General features: G+C 33.5%; 15 protein-coding genes. 11 read left to right on the forward strand and 4 right to left on the reverse strand.

Going from position 1 to position 18,273, the window contains the following annotated elements; all coding sequences use genetic code 11:
* Positions 1 to 7: 7 nt before the first annotated feature.
* Genes BMY33_RS14405 through miaB form a run of 3 tightly spaced genes read right to left on the reverse strand, consistent with a single transcriptional unit; the run spans position 8 to position 3,293 of the window.
* Complete coding sequence (locus BMY33_RS14405) at positions 8 to 511, reverse strand: LptE family protein (RefSeq protein WP_244543029.1); 504 nt, start codon at positions 509 to 511, stop codon at positions 8 to 10.
* A gap of 36 nt (positions 512 to 547) precedes the next feature.
* Positions 548 to 1,810, reverse strand: coding sequence for a sigma-54 interaction domain-containing protein (locus tag BMY33_RS14410; protein ID WP_091409837.1), 1,263 nt, complete (start codon positions 1,808 to 1,810; stop codon positions 548 to 550).
* A gap of 37 nt (positions 1,811 to 1,847) precedes the next feature.
* A complete protein-coding gene (gene miaB, locus BMY33_RS14415; RefSeq protein ID WP_091409840.1) occupies positions 1,848 to 3,293 on the reverse strand; it encodes a tRNA (N6-isopentenyl adenosine(37)-C2)-methylthiotransferase MiaB in 1,446 nt (481 codons plus the stop codon).
* Positions 3,294 to 3,432: 139 nt separating this feature from the next.
* On the opposite strand from miaB, the gene BMY33_RS14420 reads away from it, so the two are divergent.
* The 8 genes from BMY33_RS14420 to BMY33_RS14455 all read left to right on the forward strand — a co-directional run bounded on the left by BMY33_RS14420 (position 3,433) and on the right by BMY33_RS14455 (position 13,904).
* Positions 3,433 to 4,215 carry a hypothetical protein gene (locus BMY33_RS14420; protein ID WP_091409842.1) on the forward strand — a complete coding sequence of 261 codons (783 nt, stop codon included), beginning with the start codon at positions 3,433 to 3,435 and terminating at the stop codon, positions 4,213 to 4,215.
* A gap of 198 nt (positions 4,216 to 4,413) precedes the next feature.
* A complete protein-coding gene (gene topA, locus BMY33_RS14425) occupies positions 4,414 to 6,915 on the forward strand; it encodes a type I DNA topoisomerase (RefSeq protein ID WP_091409845.1) in 2,502 nt (833 codons plus the stop codon).
* A 9-nt stretch (positions 6,916 to 6,924) separates the two neighbouring features.
* Entirely contained in the window at positions 6,925 to 8,088 is a 1,164-nt protein-coding gene (locus BMY33_RS14430) for a formimidoylglutamase (RefSeq protein WP_091409847.1), read from the forward strand.
* A gap of 110 nt (positions 8,089 to 8,198) precedes the next feature.
* Complete coding sequence (gene porK / locus BMY33_RS14435) at positions 8,199 to 9,572, forward strand: T9SS ring complex lipoprotein PorK/GldK (protein WP_091409849.1); 1,374 nt, start codon at positions 8,199 to 8,201, stop codon at positions 9,570 to 9,572.
* Positions 9,573 to 9,664: 92 nt separating this feature from the next.
* Complete coding sequence (gene porL, locus BMY33_RS14440; RefSeq protein WP_091409852.1) at positions 9,665 to 10,291, forward strand: type IX secretion system motor protein PorL/GldL; 627 nt, start codon at positions 9,665 to 9,667, stop codon at positions 10,289 to 10,291.
* 42 nt (positions 10,292 to 10,333) lie between these two features.
* Complete coding sequence (gene porM, locus BMY33_RS14445; RefSeq protein ID WP_091409854.1) at positions 10,334 to 11,881, forward strand: type IX secretion system motor protein PorM/GldM; 1,548 nt, start codon at positions 10,334 to 10,336, stop codon at positions 11,879 to 11,881.
* 15 nt (positions 11,882 to 11,896) lie between these two features.
* Entirely contained in the window at positions 11,897 to 12,784 is an 888-nt protein-coding gene (porN, locus tag BMY33_RS14450) for a type IX secretion system ring subunit PorN/GldN (RefSeq protein ID WP_091409857.1), read from the forward strand.
* A 73-nt stretch (positions 12,785 to 12,857) separates the two neighbouring features.
* On the forward strand, positions 12,858 to 13,904 hold the full coding sequence (locus BMY33_RS14455; RefSeq protein WP_091409858.1) for an NAD(P)/FAD-dependent oxidoreductase: 1,047 nt from the start codon (positions 12,858 to 12,860) through the stop codon (positions 13,902 to 13,904).
* Here the strand turns inward: BMY33_RS14455 and BMY33_RS14460 are convergent.
* Entirely contained in the window at positions 13,896 to 14,282 is a 387-nt protein-coding gene (locus tag BMY33_RS14460; protein ID WP_091409861.1) for a DUF983 domain-containing protein, read from the reverse strand. The genes BMY33_RS14455 and BMY33_RS14460 overlap by 9 nt on opposite strands.
* 56 nt (positions 14,283 to 14,338) lie before the next feature.
* On the opposite strand from BMY33_RS14460, the gene BMY33_RS14465 reads away from it, so the two are divergent.
* From BMY33_RS14465 to BMY33_RS14475, 3 genes are all read left to right on the forward strand, one after another.
* Positions 14,339 to 16,255, forward strand: a complete 1,917-nt coding sequence (locus tag BMY33_RS14465) for an ABC-F family ATP-binding cassette domain-containing protein (RefSeq protein WP_091409863.1) — start codon at positions 14,339 to 14,341, stop codon at positions 16,253 to 16,255.
* 227 nt (positions 16,256 to 16,482) lie between these two features.
* The gene (locus BMY33_RS14470) at positions 16,483 to 16,938 is read left to right on the forward strand and encodes a MarR family winged helix-turn-helix transcriptional regulator (RefSeq protein ID WP_091409865.1); all 456 of its coding nucleotides are present in this window, start codon (positions 16,483 to 16,485) and stop codon (positions 16,936 to 16,938) included.
* A 166-nt stretch (positions 16,939 to 17,104) separates the two neighbouring features.
* Positions 17,105 to 18,271: an efflux RND transporter periplasmic adaptor subunit gene (locus BMY33_RS14475; protein WP_091409868.1), complete on the forward strand. Its 1,167-nt coding sequence runs from the start codon at positions 17,105 to 17,107 to the stop codon at positions 18,269 to 18,271.
* Positions 18,272 to 18,273: the final 2 nt, after the last annotated feature.

The following is an 18,273-nucleotide window of genomic DNA, read 5'->3' on the forward strand; positions in this document are numbered from 1 at the left end:
TAAAATTTTACCACTTCGCTAATGTAGCATTTAGTATATCTTGAGTAATTCTGTCATAGATAATTTGTACGGCTTCATCTCTTACTGCTGTTTCTGCTTGCGAAGCAGGGTAATCAAAAAAGAAGGAAAAACGTTGTTCTAAATCTTCTTTAGGATTTTTTATATCATAGAAACGAACATTTACAGCAATGGTAAGTCTGTTCTGTGCAGCAGTGTTTGCTGATGTAGCATTGGTTGGAGCAACATAGTATTGAACAATTTCTCCTTCGTAAGCAATATCTCCATTAGAGGTTACTAAATCTAAGTTAGTTTGATTTAGAATTAAATCTTGTAGCTGATTAGTGAAAGTTTGATCAATTCCTGGTATAATGATAGAAGCTTGGTTTTGGAAAAAGCCTACCTGAAATGTTGTTGCTGTAGTATTTATTCCACTAAAAGAATATGCTCCACATCCCTGAATTATGATAATTCCAATGATTGCTATGATGGTATATTTAATTTTGTGTACCAATTTTATATTTTTTTAATTGTGTGTTTATTCTCTTTTTTAAAGATCATATTGCTTAATCTTTCTGTATAGGGTACGCTCACTGATTCCCAATTCTTCTGCAGCAGCTTTTCGTTTTCCACGATGACGTTCTAGAGATTTTTTGATTAATTCTAGCTCTTTATCATGTAAAGAAAGAGTTTCTTCCTCTTCAATTTCTTCTGCAAAATGATATTTGTCTTCGTCTTTTTTAATCGTTTCAGAAGGAGTTATTTGTAAAACTTCTGTTGTTGGTGTAATAGGCTCTTCAAAAGGTATCGCTTCTTCCTCTTTGTCCTCTCGATAGATCTTCCTGATTAAGCCTTCGTTTTCTTTTTGTACTTGCTGAGAGTTTCCACTCTGCATTAGTTCCATGGTTAGCTTTTTGAGATCATTAAGGTCATTTTTCATATCAAAAAGCACTTTGTACAAGATCTCTCTTTCGTTACTAAAATCGCTATCTTTTTTGTCAGAAGATACTACAGCAGGCAAATTACTTCCTATATTAGGTAGATACCCTCGTAATGTATTGGCAGATATCGTCCTGTTTTGTTCAAGGACTGATATTTGCTCAGCGATGTTGCGCAATTGCCTGATATTACCGCTCCAGTGATATTTTTCTAATAGCTTGGTGGCGTCTTCTTCTAGTCTAATAGTAGGCATCTTATACTTGGTGGCAAAATCGGAAGCAAATTTCCTGAATAAAAGATGTATATCTTGCTCACGATCTCGTAAGGGAGGTAATAGGATTTCTACCGTGCTTAATCGATAATATAGGTCTTCTCGAAACCTCTCTTTTTTTATAGCTTCAAACATATTTACATTTGTCGCAGCCACAATACGTACATCTGTTTTTTGAACTTTTGAAGATCCTACTTTAATGAATTCTCCGTTTTCTAAAACCCGTAACAATCTTACTTGTGTTGTTAGCGGTAATTCCCCAACTTCATCGAGGAATATAGTTCCGCCATCCGCTACCTCAAAATACCCACTTCTAGTCGAAGTGGCTCCTGTAAAGGCTCCTTTCTCATGACCAAATAATTCACTGTCGATAGTTCCTTCTGGAATAGCACCACAGTTAACGGCAATATATTTGCCATGTTTTCTATGTGATAATGAATGAATAATTTTGGGAATACTTTCTTTACCAACACCACTTTCTCCGGTAACTAGAACTGATATGTCTGTAGGAGCTACCTGAATAGCTTTTTCTATAGAACGGTTTAGTTTAGGATCATTTCCTATAATCCCGAATCGTTGTTTTGTGGCTTGAACTGATTCCATTTAGTAGCGCTATATTAATATGTTTTGTATGTTAAATTTAATTGTTATCGGAATACCCAACGGCTTCTCCTAGTAATGTGGCACTTGTACATTCGTCAATGCGTACCATTATAAAATCCCCTATTTTATAATTCCCTTTTGGGAAAATAGCAACTATATTCTTTGTGGTTCTTCCACTCCAATGTTGATCAGATTTTTTAGATTCTTTTTCAATTAGAACTTCAAAAGTTTGTCCGATATAGGATTCGTGTCTATAGGCACAATGTATCCGTTGTAAAGCAATTACTTCTGAGAGTCTTCTTTTTTTAACTTCTTCTGGGACATCATCTTCTAGCTTTCTTTCAGCTAACGTTCCCGGTCTTTCAGAATAAGCATACATATATCCATGTTCATATTTTATATGCTCTAATAAAGATAATGTATCCTGATGGTCTTCTTCTGTCTCAGTAGGAAAACCAATAATCATATCTTGGGTTATAGAACAATCGGGGATAATACGTTTTATATTATTCACTAATTCAATGTATTCTTGACGGGTGTGTAAACGATTCATTTCTTTAAGAATACGATCACTACCACTTTGTATAGGTAGATGGATGTGTTTGCAAATATTTTTATGTCTAGCCATTACTTCAATTACATCTAATGTCATATCCTGAGGATTTGATGTAGAGAAGCGTATACGTAATTTAGGGTATTTATCTGCTACCAAATCCAAAAGCTTTGCAAAATCCGTAGCAGTAGCTTTTTGTAAATCACTAGCCTTATCAAAATCTTTTTTTAGACCGCCACCGTACCATAAATAACTATCTACATTTTGACCAAGTAGTGTAATTTCTTTAAAATTATTGGTTACTAGGTCATCTATTTCTTTTATAATACTTTGAGGATCACGGCTTCGTTCTCTACCTCGTGTAAATGGTACTACACAAAAAGTACACATGTTGTCACAACCTCTAGTAATGGATACGAAGGCGGATACTCCATTGCTTTGTAAACGTACTGGAGAAATGTCTCCATATGTTTCTTCTTTTGATAATACTACATTAACCGCATTTCGTCCTGCATCAACTTCTTCAATCAGATTAGGAAGATCTTTGTAAGCATCTGGTCCTACGACAAGATCTACAATTTTTTCTTCTTCCAAGAATTTACTTTTTAAACGTTCTGCCATACAGCCTAGAACGCCTACTTTCATTCCGGGATTTATCCTTTTTACTGCATTATATTTTTCTAAACGTTTTCTAACGGTCAATTCTGCTTTTTCACGAATAGAGCAAGTGTTTACAAGAACTAAATCCGCATCTTCAAGGTTCTGGGTGGTGTTAAATCCTTCTTTAGCTAAAATTGAAGCAACAATTTCGCTATCACTAAAGTTCATTTGACACCCATAACTTTCAATAAAAAGTTTTCTGGTGTTTCCTTCTTTATTATCTAAAGACAGTGTTTGTCCCTGAATGTTTTCATCAATAATCTTCTCCATGTAATAATAATATCCTTTCTGATTGAACTCAAATAGTGTGCAAAGATACTCTTTAAAACAATATATGACAAAGTGGCAGTGTTATATTTGTTTAAATATTTATATTTGAGATGACTAATTAACTAAATCAATTGATACTATGAATTCCAATCAGCTCTTTGAAAAAATAGAAAATAGTAATCCTGTAGATTTTGGAAATATTTTTAATAAAAGTATAGAGCTTTTTAAGAAAGTTTGGTTGCAGGGATTTATTCATTTGTTAATTTCTGTGGTTGTGTTAATTCCATTAATTATTGTAATGTATATACCGATTTTTGCGATAGCGGGATTAGCAGGATTAGAAAATAGTTACGGAGATTATGGGTATGTTCAAGAAGATCTTTCTTTAGGGATGTTGATTTTATTTGTAATATTAGTGGTAATAATATCTATGGTAGCTTCGGCATTTCAATTGGCCATTACGGCTCATTTTTATAGAGTTTGTAAGCAAGTGGACATGGGAGTTCCTGAGACTACTAATTACTTTATGTTTTTTAAAGGAAAATATTTAGGTAAAATCTTTACGCTTGCGATAGCTACATTTGGTATAGCGTTATTAGCAGCTTCATTATGTTATCTTCCTCTTTTTTATGTGATAGTTCCGTTGCAGTTGTTAGGAGCTATTTTTGCTTTTAATCCAGATATAGGTACGTCGGATTTAATCAAAGCAAGTTTTAAATTCGGGAATAAAGTTTGGTTAGTAGCGTTTGGATTAATTTTTATTTCATCAATTTTATCGCAGATTGTAGGGATGGTATTATGTTTTATTGGAATCTTCTTTACAGCTTCCTTTGTGTATTTGCCAATATATTATTTATATAAAGACGGTGTAGGTTTCGAAAATGAAAATGAATCAGAAGGCTGGAGTGCGCTTGTCGAATAAAAAGTAAAATTAAACCTGCTAATGTGCAGGTTTTTTTATTATAATTTCTGAGAAAAAATTTTGATCTCGAAAAATTGATATACTTTTGTTCTCGGAAAAAGCCTTCGTGGCTGTGTAGCTACCAACTAAAAATGTTTATTAGAGATTCCATCTGTAAACTAATAGACATTAATTATCAACAGATGAAAAAAAAGGATTATGGCTAAGAATTTAGTGATTGTGGAGTCACCAGCTAAGGCAAAGACAATAGAAAAGTTTCTGGGAAAAGATTATAAAGTGGCTTCCAGTTTCGGACATATTGCTGATTTACCAGCGAAAGAACTTGGGGTGGATGTAGAAGAAGGTTTTAAGCCTAAATATATCGTTTCTAAGGATAAGAAAGATGTAGTTAAGAAACTAAAAGATCTTTCTAAAAAAGCTGAGATGGTTTGGCTAGCTAGTGATGAGGATCGAGAGGGAGAAGCTATTGCATGGCATTTAGCGGAGGAGTTGAAATTAGACAAGGAGAGAACCCGTCGTATTGTTTTTCATGAAATTACTAAGAAAGCTATACTTAAAGCAATAGAGAACCCTAGAAGCATAGATTATAATCTGGTAAATGCGCAACAGGCCAGAAGAGTATTGGATCGATTAGTGGGGTACGAATTATCTCCCGTATTATGGAGGAAAGTAAAAGGAGGGTTATCGGCCGGTAGAGTGCAATCTGTATCTGTTCGATTAATTGTAGAAAGAGAACGCGATATAATTGGTTTTGCACCTGTAGCTTCGTATCGTATTGATGCCGAATTTTCTAATGAAAATGGAAAGTCTTTTAAAGCAAAATTGCCTAAGAATTTCAAAACTAAAGCTGAGGCTGAGGCATTTTTGCAAAAGAATTTAGGTGCAGGATTTCAGGTAGCGGATCTTACTACTAAACCAGCAAAAAAATCACCTGCTCCGCCGTTTACAACATCTACATTACAACAAGAAGCGTCTAGAAAATTATATTTTTCTGTTAGTAAAACGATGACTATGGCGCAACGTTTATATGAAGCCGGGTTAATCACATATATGAGAACAGATAGTGTTAATCTATCTACGGAAGCACAAAATAGTGCAAAGGCAGAAATTATTTCTGCTTATGGAGATGAATATAGTAATCCTAAACAGTATAAGGGTAAATCAAAAGGAGCTCAAGAAGCTCACGAAGCAATAAGGCCAACAGATTTTGCTAGACATACTGTTCCAGTTGATCATGATCAACAACGTTTGTATGAATTAATCTGGAAGAGAGCAATAGCATCTCAGATGAGTGATGCAAAATTAGAAAGAACAAATGTAAAAATAGGTTCTAACTCTCATAATGAGCAATTTGTTGCTAACGGAGAGGTAATCAAATTTGAAGGTTTCCTGAAAGTGTATCTAGAAGGAAATGATGATGAAGATGAAGAACAAAGTGGAATTCTTCCTGCAATGAAAATTGGAGAGAGCTTATTTAATAATTTTGTGACCGCTACAGAAAGGTTTACAAGACCACCAAGTAGATACTCGGAAGCAGCCTTGGTAAAAAAATTGGAGGAATTAGGTATCGGACGTCCATCTACTTATGCCCCAACAATTTCTACTATTCAGAATAGAAACTACGTGGAGAAAGGTTCTAAGGAGGGTGAAGAAAGAGGGTATGTTCAGATTACACTTTCTGGGGATGCGATTAAAGAAAAGAACCTAAAAGAAAAAGTTGGTAGCGATAAAGGAAAATTAATTCCTACTGATGTGGGTATGGTAGTTAATGACTTTTTGGTAAATCATTTCTCTTCTATTTTGGATTATAATTTTACTGCAAAAGTTGAACGTGACTTTGATGAAATTGCTGAGGGTCAAGAAGACTGGACACAGGTGATGAAGGAGTTTTATGATGAGTTTCATCCTAGGGTAGAAGATGTTGCTCAGAATGCGGAGCGTGAAGTAGGAGAAAGAATTCTGGGAGAAGATCCAGAATCAGGAAAACCTGTAAGTGTTCGTTTGGGTAAATTTGGCCCAATGGTTCAGATTGGTACAGCTGAAGATGAAGATAAGCCTAGATTTGCTAGTTTGGCTCCAGGACAGACATTGAGTAGTGTTACTTTTGAAGAGGCAATGGACTTATTTCAGTTGCCAAAGGAACTTGGAGATTATAAAGGAGAAACTGTTACTGTTAATAATGGGCGATTTGGGCCATATGTTAAATTTGGTGCTAAATTCGTTTCTTTGGATAAAGGAGAAGATCCGTTAAGCACTTCTTTAGAAAGAGCAATCGAGCTTATTGATGCTAAAGAAAAAGCAGATGCTCCTATATACACCTACGAAGATTTACCAGTGCAAAAAGGTACAGGTAGATTTGGACCATTTATCAAGTGGAAAGGCATGTTTATCAATGTGAATAAAAAATATGACTTCGACAACCTTTCTGATGAAGATATAATTCAGCTTATCGAGGAAAAGAAGCAGAAAGAAATTGATAAAGTAATCCATAATTGGGAGGAAGAAGGTATTAGAGTTGAGAAAGCAAGATGGGGACGAAGTAATATTATTAAAGGTAAAGTCAAAATTGAATTACCTAAAACTGTGGATGCTACTAAGCTTACTTTAGAAAAAGTGCAAGATCTTATCGAAAAGAATGCTCCTAAGAAAAAGACTGCTGCAAAGAAGAAAACCGCAAAAAAAACTACTAAAAAGAAATAAGCTTAGGATATGTCGTTAGAATTTCTTTCGCCAGTTAGTGAAATGGTGGCTGCGCATGTTGCTTTACTTCCTGATCAAGCACTAGGTAAACAAATTAATATTCATACCTCTGAATATGGAGTGCCAGAGTTAGATAAAATGGATATTGCAATTATCGGTGTTAGAGAAAACAGGAATGATATTAATTTTTTAGGAGAAGACCTTTATTTTGATACCATTCGTAAATCATTTTATGATCTTTTTCCAGGTAATTGGGATACTTCGATTGTAGATCTTGGAGATATTATTCCAGGAGAGGAAGTGAGTGATACTTATTTTCTGATGAAAGATGTCCTGTCAACTCTTCTTCAAAAAAATGTTATACCTCTAATCATAGGAGGAAGTCAAGATCTTGTGTATGGTCAATACCGTGCTTTTGATATTCTAGAAAGGATGGTTAATTTGGTGAATGTAGATAGTAGATTTGATTTAGGGAATACTTCTCAGCCAATAAAAAATAATTCTTTCGTTGGTAAAATTATTGTTGAGCAACCCTATAATCTTTTTAATTATAGTAATATAGGGTATCAGACTTATTTCAATTCACAAGAAGAGATAGATCTTATTGAAAAATTATATTTTGATGCATATAGGTTAGGAGAAGTTACATCCGATGTAACTATTGTAGAGCCTATTATGCGTGATGCAGATATTGTAGCTGTCGATCTTGGAGCTATGAGTTCCACATGTCTTGATTATAAATATGCTTCACCAAATGGATTTAACGGAAGAGAAATTTGTGCTATAGCAAGATATGCTGGTATTAGTGATAAAGTAAAAAGTTTTGGAGTATATGAATTTAAAAATTTTAAACACGAAGAGACTACGGCTTTATTGATTGCGCAAATATTATGGTATTTTGTTGAAGGAGTAAATTATAGGTCTAATGAACTGGATATCAAAAACCAATCAGGGACACTTCACTATAATGTGCCAATTGAAGATGAGGTTCTTTCATTTTATAAGAGTCCTAAAACGGAAAGATGGTGGATAGAAATACCATTTATTTCATCTGGAAATAATAAATTGAAAAGACACACGTTATTACCTTGCACATACAACGATTATGAGCGTGCTTGTAATCAAGAAATACCTGAAAGATGGTATAAGGCAAAACGAAAAAACGAAGTTTAACATTTTTATTAGGGAGATTTAAGGTTTTTTTTGGAAAAAAATTGTTTTTCTGGAAATAAATAAATAGGTTTACGACCTTAAATCTCAAAGATCTTAACCTAAAACACGTTATGAAGAAATTTGTATCACTCTTTGCTATTGTAGCAATGCTCTATAGTTGTGGTGGAGGAAACCGCGGAGAACTAGTAGGAGTAAAGGGTAAAAAATGGCATCCAGAGAAACCTTATGGAATGGCCCTCATCCCCGGAGGATCATTTATTATGGGTAAATCTGATGATGACAAGGCTGCATTAGCTAATGCACCAACAAAGACAGTTACCGTTCGATCTTTCTACATGGACGAAACTGAAGTTACTAACAGTGAATACAGACAATTTGTGCGCTGGGTTCGTGATTCTACTATCAGAATGAAATTGGCTATTATGGCTGATGATATGGGTAAAACCCCTGGTGATGACGGTATTGGAGAATTTGCGTTTCTAGATGCGAATACCGAAGATATGTCTGTTTACGAGAAATACGTATACGATAATTATAGTGGAACTGGAGAAACTGGTTATGAAGGTCGTAAGCTAAATAAAGATATCGACATCGAATGGGATACCGAAGATTATCCTGATGAGTTTTATACAGAGGTAATGGATTCTTTATATGTTCCTTTAGAGGAATCTTATAACGGAAGAAGAACGTTTGATGTTCAGAATTTTAAATTCAGATTTACCTGGATGGATATTCAAGCAGCAGCTCGTGCTAAGAAAGGAAGAAGAAAAGATTTTGTTAAAGAAACAGTAATCGAAGTATATCCAGATACGACTGTGTGGATTAAAGATTTTAACTATTCTTATAATGAACCAATGCATAATGATTATTTCTGGCATAGTTCATATGATGATTATCCAGTGGTAGGAGTTTCTTGGGAACAAGCTAAAGCCTTTTGTACTTGGAGAACTATCGAAAAAAATTCGTATCAGAAAAAACGTAATAAGGAATTTGTAAATTATTTTAGATTACCTACAGAAGCTGAGTGGGAATACGCAGCTAGAGGAGGTCTGGAATCAGGTACATATCCTTGGGGAGGTCCATATGCATTGAACGATAGAGGTTGTTTCTTAGCAAACTTTAAACCTTTACGTGGTAATTATGCAGCAGATAACTTCCTATATACGGTTGAAGCTAAAACATTTGAGCCTAATGATTATAATTTATATAATATGGCTGGAAATGTTTCAGAATGGGTGCAGTCTTCTTATGATCCTGCAGCCTATGAATATGTATCATCAATGAACCCGAATGTTAATGATGATCAGAACAAACGAAAAGTTGTACGTGGTGGATCTTGGAAAGATGTTGCTTATTTCCTACAGGTAAGTACCAGAGATTACGAATACGCGGATTCAGCTAGAAGTTATATTGGATTCAGAACGGTACAGGATTATATGGGTACTGACGTTACTGGAGAAGATAATACCCAAAATCAGAATTAGAATAAGTCCCAAAATTTATCTATCAACCCTAATTACTAACCTTTTTTTTAATTTAATATTTAAAAAATTTTAAAAAACTAAACACATTTATTATGGCAAATTCAAAATCAAGCAAGAAGTTAATGAACATGGTATACGGTCTCGGAGCGGCTGTAGTAATCCTTGGAGCATTATTTAAAATTATGCACTGGCCTTTTGGAAACGAGATGCTTATCATTGGACTGGTTACAGAAGCATTAGTATTTACAGTTTCTGCTTTCGAACCAGTTGATGACGAGTTAGATTGGTCTTTAGTATATCCAGAATTAGCTGGTGGAAGTAAAAGAGACAAGAAAGAAGCTCAAACTCCAGAAGGATTATTATCTAAGAAATTAGATGATATGTTAAAAGAAGCTAGACTAGATACTAGTTTAATGAATAGTCTTGGTGATAGTATTCGTAACTTTGAAGGTGCGGCGAAAGGTATTGCTCCTAGCGTTGATGCTATCCAAGGAACTAAAAAATATAGTGAAGAAATGGCCGCTGCCGCTACTCACTTAGAATCTTTAAACAGTTTGTATAAAGTACAATTAGAATCTTCTTCAAAACAAGCAGCAGCAAATCAAGCAATAGCAGAAAATGCTAAAGCACTTGAAGAGCAAATGAAGAGCTTGTCTAGTAACCTGTCTTCTCTTAATGGAGTATATGGTGGTATGTTAAGTGCTATGAACAGAAACTAGTATTTAACTTAATTTAAAAAATAACTACCAAAATATAGAAATATGGCAGGAGGAAAATTATCACCAAGGCAGAAGATGATCAATCTTATGTACTTGGTATTTATAGCGATGATGGCATTAAATATGTCAAAAGAAGTATTATCAGCTTTCGGTTTGATGAATGAAAAGCTTACTTCAGCAAATACGATCTCTACAGAACGAAATACTGCGTTTATGGCTGGATTATCTGAGAAAGTTTCAGAACAACCAGCTAAGTATACACCGCTTAAGGAAAAGGCGGATCAGATAGGTGTATTGTCTAATGATTTTAATGCCTATGTAGAGCAATTAAAATCAGAATTACTTGAAACCGCAGATGATCCATCTGATTACGAAACGATGGATAAACCAGATGCATTGGATTCGAAGTTTTTCGAAGGTGGAAAAAATACTGCTGCGGCTGCAGAGTTTATCGAAAAGATTAAAACATATCGAGAAGGTGTTGTTTCGGCTTTAAGTACTGTGAAAGAGGTTGATGGTCAGGTTTCTAATGATATCAAAACTACTTTTAATACAGAAGACGTAAAAGATAGAGATGGAGTGTCTAAGGATTGGTTGGATTATAACTTTAAAGGATTTCCTTTAGTAGCGTCAATAACGAAGCTTACACAAATGCAAGCAGATGTTAAAACAACTGAAACTAAAGTTTTATCTGCATTACTTGCAGGTGAATTGCAAAAAGATGCTTCCGCTACCAACTATAAGGCGGTTGTTGTTCCGGACAAAACTGCATTTTTTAGTGGAGAAAAGTTTAAAGGTCGTATTGTATTAGCTCGATTTGATGCTGGTTTAAAACCAACTGCTGTTGAGGTTAATGGAAAAAAGGAGTTCGAGGTTGAGAATGGACAGATTATGTTAGATTTCCCAGCAGGTAATGTAGGTGAAAGAGATATAAAAGGAGAGTTGCAATTTAAAGAAGGAGATTCTATTGTTAAAATTCCAATTGAAAGTTCTTATGCCGTAATTCCAAAACCAAATTCGGCGGTTATTTCAGCTGATAAAATGAATGTGGTTTATAGAGGAGTTCAGAATCCTATGACAATTTCTATTCCTGGAGTACCTGCGGTTAGTGCAAGTGCGCCTGGTCTTAAGAAAAGTGGAGGAGCTGGTAAATATATAATGAATGTTACTACGGTAAAAGCTAGAGAAGTTGCTATTAAAGTAAGCGGTAAACTTCCAAACGGGACTACTGTAAGTGATAGTAAGAAATTTAGAATAAAAGATATTCCAAGACCAGTAGGTACTGCAAGAGGTGAAGACGGAAGTATCAAGATGTCTAAAAGTGGTTTAGATAAAGCTTCTATTGGAGCAATATTACCAGATTTTGATTTTGATATTAAGTTAGATGTAACTAGCTTTAAATTTAAAGTAAGTGGTCAGCCTACAATTAATGTAAGAGGACGTAGATTAGATTCAAGAGCAAAATCTGCACTTAAAAAAGCTAAAAGAGGATCTACAGTTCAGGTAATGGATATCAAAGCTCAGTTAAAAACTAATAAGGGATATAAATTGAAAAAAATATCTCCAGTTATCATTGAGTTAACGAACTAAAATAAACTAATGATTATGAATTTGAAAAATTTGTTATTAACCGTTTTTAGTCTGGTGACCTTATTTTCTTTTGGTCAGGCTAATATTTTGAACGCGGATAGTCCAGAAGATATTGGAAAGAAGACAATAGAACAGATTCAAGCGGATAATGACCTTCCGTTAGAGTATGGTTATGTTGATAAGCGTGATGTACTTTGGGCTAAAACTACTTGGGAAACGATCGATCTTGATGAGCGTATAAACTTCCCATTATATTACCCAATAGATACGGTTAATATTGGTGCAGACAGACGTGCATTATATGATGTATTATTGTCTAATGTAAAGAATGGTAAAATCCAAAAAATTTATGCAGATTCATATTTTACAGAAACACGTACATTAGGTGATCTTGATGGTACTTTATCTAAAATAGATACGTTAGATTTAGGATATGAGCAATTTAACGCTGGTGAAACAGTAGATCCCCAATATATTGAGGTAACTACTATCAGTGCAGCTGATATTTCTGAATACAAGATTAGAGGATACTGGTATTTTGATAAGCGTCAGGGTGAACTAAGATATAGATTACTTGGTATTGCTCCTGTTGCACCGGATGTAAACTTCATTAATGATGATGAGCCGGATATGGTTCCATTGTTTTGGGTTTGGTATCCTGATGTGAGAGAAATACTTCATAATGCAAAGGCTTTTAATAGAAAGAATACTTCTATGCCATTTACTTATGATCACGTTCTTAATGCGAGAAGATTTAATTCTGTAATTTACAAGGAAGATAACATCCAGGGTGACCGAGAGGTAAATGATTATATAATCGATAATGCCTTGATGCAGTTATTAGAAAGTGAAAGAATTAAAGAAAGTATCAGAAATTTTGAAATGGATATGTGGAGTTACTAAACTCTATAGTTTCTAATATAATAATATATAAACGCCCAACTTATTTGTTGGGCGTTTTGTTATTTTTATCCTCATGGTAGATTATATAGTTGTAGGGTTTGGATTGGCTGGATTATCATTTGTTGATAAGTTAGAAAGTAATGATAAGTCATATTTAGTTTATGAGAATAGCTCGGAACAATCTTCTAGGGTTGCAGGAGGGTTGTATAATCCAGTAATTCTTAAAAGATTTACACTAGCATGGTTGGCTTCAGAACAGTTGGAACTAGCGATATCTGTTTATCAAAATATAGAAGATAAGCTTAAAGGATCCTTGATTTCTAAACTTCCAATATTAAGGCGTTTTAATGATGTGAAAGAACAAAATTTATGGTTTGAAGCCTATGATAAGCCTTTATTGAATAAATTTCTATCGTCGAATTTGATTAAAAATGAAAATGAAGCGCTAGATATACCTTTTTGTTTCGGAAAAGTAAAGCATACCGGAAAAATTGATGTCAAAAAAATGCTAAGCTTATATCTATCTTATATAGAAGATAAAAAATGTTTAATTAAGGAATCTTTTGAGTATGATAAATTAGTTGTCAAAGAAGGATTGGTTGAATATAAAGGAATAAAAGCGAGGAATTTAGTTTTTTCAGAAGGTTACGGTGTTCGAAATAACCCTTTTTTTAATTATCTACCACTTCAAGGGAATAAGGGAGAGTACATTATTATTAAATCAGAGCAATTAAAGTTGTCTGAAGCTGTAAAGTCGTCCATATTTATTATTCCTTTAGGAGATGATTTGTATAAAGTAGGAGCTACGTATAATAACCAAGACAAGACTTCAGGTATTACGAAGTCTGCAAGAGAAAATTTGCAAAACAAACTAGAACGATTTCTAAAAGTAGAGTATGAAGTGATTGATCAGGTAACTGGAATTAGACCTACAACTAGGGATAGAAGACCATTCGTTGGAACGCATTCACAATATAAAAACCTTCATATAATAAACGGCTTAGGTAGCAGAGGAATATTAATTGGACCATATGTAACAGAAAAACTATATGCTCATATAGAAAATGGAGAGGATTTGGATGAGGAAATTGATATTAAGAGGTATTCTAAATTAAGATAAATTTTTCTTTTTCCCATAGTGCATAAAAAGGTTGATCCAAATGTTTCTTGACAACCTAAGAATTATTGGAAAAAAGAAAATTAAGGTTCCTACTATAACAAAAAAACTATTTAATAAATTTAGTTTCAAGAATAGATTACTAATTAGAAATGCTGCAACGGCAAAGGCAATTCCAACACCATAACTTACATACATAGCTCCATAAAAGAAAGATGGTTCTATCTTATATTTTGTATTGCAATGATTACAACGTTCGTGCATTTGAAAGATTTTCCCTAGTTTATAAGGATTCTTATCCTTGTACATGCTTTCATTTTGACAAACTGGACAGGTGCCTGTAAAAATGCTGTAGATTTTTGTTCCTTTTAAGTAGCTCATAGTACTTTTATTCTATTACAAAATTAATCATCTTTGCACAAAAGATTCAAAAGCTCATGTTAAACATACACAACCTTTCAATTTCTTTTGGAGGAGAATATCTTTTCGAAGAAATAGCCTTTAGATTAAATGCAGGAGACAGAGTAGGACTAGTAGGAAAGAATGGTGCAGGAAAATCTACTATGCTCAAAATTTTATCCAAAGAACAAGAACCAGATTCTGGTCAAATTGCGATGGATAAGGAGGTGAAAATTGGTTTTTTAAAGCAGGATATTGATTTTGTTTTGGGTAGAACGGTTCTTGAAGAATCATACGAAGCCTTTACCGAGATTAAAAAGATAGAAAGAGAAATAGATAAAATTAATACGCAGCTTGCTGAGCGTACAGATTATGAAAGTGAGAGTTATAATCAATTGATAACTGATTTAAGTGACTATACGCATCAATATGAGATTCTAGGAGGGTATAACTATCAAGGAGAAACAGAAAGAGTATTACAGGGTTTAGGGTTTGTAAGAGAAGATTTTAGCAAATTAACAGATACATTTTCTGGAGGTTGGCGTATGAGAATTGAATTGGCTAAATTGTTATTACAAAATAATGATGTTCTTTTATTAGATGAGCCTACGAACCATTTAGATATTGAATCTATTATATGGTTAGAGGGTTTTCTTAAAAACTATGCAGGTGTTGTTGTTATCGTTTCTCATGATAAAATGTTCTTAGATAATGTGACGAATAGAACTATAGAGATTTCGTTAGGTAGAATCTACGACTATAATAAGCCTTATTCTAAGTATTTAGTACTTCGTAAGGAAATAAGAGATCAACAATTGGCAGCTCAGAAAAATCAATCTAAACAGATTGAGCAAACTGAAAAACTGATTGAGAAATTTAGAGCAAAAGCTACAAAAGCTTCCATGGCACAATCGCTTATTAAGAAATTAGATAAAGTTGAGCGTATTGAAGTAGATGAGGATGATAACGCAGTAATGAATATTAGTTTTCCCATAAGTGTACAGCCAGGAAAAGTAGTTATAGAGGCAGAAAAAGTTGGAAAGAATTATGGTGAGAAGGAGATTCTAAAGGATATTAATTTATTGGTGGAGCGTGGCACAAAGACAGCTTTTGTCGGTCAAAATGGACAAGGGAAATCTACTTTAGCTAAAATTATAATAGATGAGATATCACATATTGGTAATCTTAAGCTCGGTCATAATGTTCAGATTGGATATTTCGCACAGAATCAATCAGAGTATTTGGATGGTGAATTGACAGTTCATGATACTATGATTAATGCTGCTAACGAGAAAACCCGAAGTAAAGTGAGGGATATGTTAGGAGCATTTTTGTTTAGAGGGGATGAAGTAGATAAAAAAGTAAAGGTGCTTTCTGGAGGTGAGCGTAATCGATTAGCTTTGTGTAAAATGCTTCTAGAACCCTTTAACGTATTGGTGATGGATGAGCCTACGAATCATTTGGATATTAAATCTAAAAATATTTTAAAAGAAGCTTTAAAAAGTTTTGAAGGTACTTTGATTTTAGTATCTCACGATAGAGATTTTTTACAAGGGCTGACCAATACAGTATATGAATTTAAGAATAAAGAGATAAAGGAGTATTTAGGGGATATAGATTATTATTTAGAGCAGAGACGAGTAAATGATCTTCGTGATATAGAAAAGAAAGATAAACAAGTTAAATCTATTTCAGATACCAAAGAGACCGCAAAACAATCATATGAGAATCAGAAAAAACTGAAGTCATTAAATAATAAGCTAAGCAATATTGAGTCTAAGATCAATAAAATAGAAAAAGAAATCAAAGAAATAGATGTAGAATTAGCTATTAATTATGATCAGACTATCGCGCAACCTGATTTCTTTGATAAATATCAAGCTAAAAAGGACAATTTAGCTTCTTTGATGGAGAATTGGGAAACATTACAAGAAGAAATTGATAAATTATCTTAATTCCTATTTTAGGGGTATAATTTAAAGAATACTTAAAAATAAAAAGATAAAATTATAGTTCTGATAGTTTAGAGTTGCTTTTTCTGAATATACTTAAAATGATCGCATGTTATCTAAATGTTAAGATAGAATGAACCTTATAATTGATGACAATTTTTGTCGTTTGTATCAGGTACAACTGAATATTTATAGATATTTTTGTACTCGTAAATTAAAGAATACAATGTATGAATGATACAAAAGTCATTGATTTAAATGCACATGCGTTATCTTGGATAGGAAAGATTCATTATGATTTTGGATTTTTGGTTCAGAAAGCGTTTAGCGAAAATGGATTGGATTTATCAAAAGAACAGTGGAGTGTTTTAAAGCGTTTGAAAGTAAATGATGGACAATCACAAAATGATTTAGCTTTTATTACGCATCGTGATAAGACCTCTATGACTAGATTGGTAAATACAATGGAAAGTAAGGATCTTGTGGTTAGGAAGAGCGATGAGAATGATAGAAGAATTAATCGTATTTTTCTTACGGATTATGGTAAAGAAGTAATAGAAAAAGTAACTCCTATTATGTATGATTTAATACCGGCTGTACAAGAAACTCTTGACGAAAAGGAAATCGAAAACTTGATTGGCACACTTAAGAAAATAAAAGCTAAAATTGCTGAAATAGCAGATTAACATAAATTAATCTTAAAGAAAATTAAAAAAGGCATCTAAAATTATTAGATGTCTTTTGTGGTTTTATAAGGTGAGTTTTTTTATGAGTTCTTTAACTGCAACACACGTTTGTTGTTGATAGTTTTGTGCAGCTTTTCATGTTAGAAGTCTAAACAAATTATTGTATATGAGAAACGTAATACTTTCTGTTCTTGGATTATTACTAATTGCCGGATCTTTATTTGGAGCAAAAATACTTATTGATAGTAAGACTCGAGTAAAACCCAAATCGGCTAAGGTGGTTAAAACTGTGTTTGTAGATACTATTAAGAATGGTACAGTGCCGATTAAGATTACTGCTAATGGTAATCTTATTGCAAAAAGACGATTGGAGTTGTTTTCTGAAGTACAAGGAGTTTTTAAAGGAGGAACTAAACTTTTTAAAACAGGTCAGCAATATCAAAAAGGACAATCATTAATAAAAATTGATGCCTCAGAATATTATGCTTCAGTACAATCTGCTAAGAGTAATTTGTATAATTTAATTACTTCGATAATGCCAGATTTACGGTTAGATTACCCTGATATATTTGATAAATGGCAAAATTACCTCACTAACTTTGATATAAATAAGGTAACTCCAGAGCTACCAGAAACTACTTCCGAAAAAGAAAAGTATTTTATTACAGGTAGAAATATTTACACCACATATTATAATGTTAAAAATTTAGAACAGCGATTATCTAAGTATAGAATTTCGGCGCCATTTTCTGGAGTGCTTACTGAGGCATTAGTTACCGAAGGAACTTTAATTCGTCAGGGACAGAAGTTAGGTGAGTTTATTGATACTAGTGCTTATGAAATTGAAGTTGCTATCGGGAAAGAATATTCAGATCTATTAAAAATAGGAGAATCTGTAGAGCTTTCAGATCTTAATAAGTCAAAATTTTATACTGGGATTGTTAGTAGAATAAATGGAAGAGTTGATCAAGCTACGCAGACGATTACTACATTCATAGAGGTTAAAGACTCCTCGCTAAAAGAAGGGATGTATTTAGAAGCGAATCTGAATGCAAGAAAAGCAGAAAATGCGATAGAAATTGATCGCAATTTACTGCAGCAAGGAGATAAAATCTTTGTGGTTAGAGATAGTATTTTAGATATGATTGATGTGCAACCGGTTTATTTTTCTGATAAAAAAGTGATTTTAACTGGAGTGCCAAATGGAGATGTGATCCTAAATAAACCTGTTCCTGGAGCTTATGCAGGAATGTTAGTAAAAATATATAAAGGTAAAGGAAAGAATTCATCAGCTACCGATAATAAAGTGATTAGTACTAATTCAAAACAGTAGTT

Source organism: Aquimarina amphilecti, from assembly GCF_900109375.1.
Lineage (GTDB): Bacteria > Bacteroidota > Bacteroidia > Flavobacteriales > Flavobacteriaceae > Aquimarina > Aquimarina amphilecti.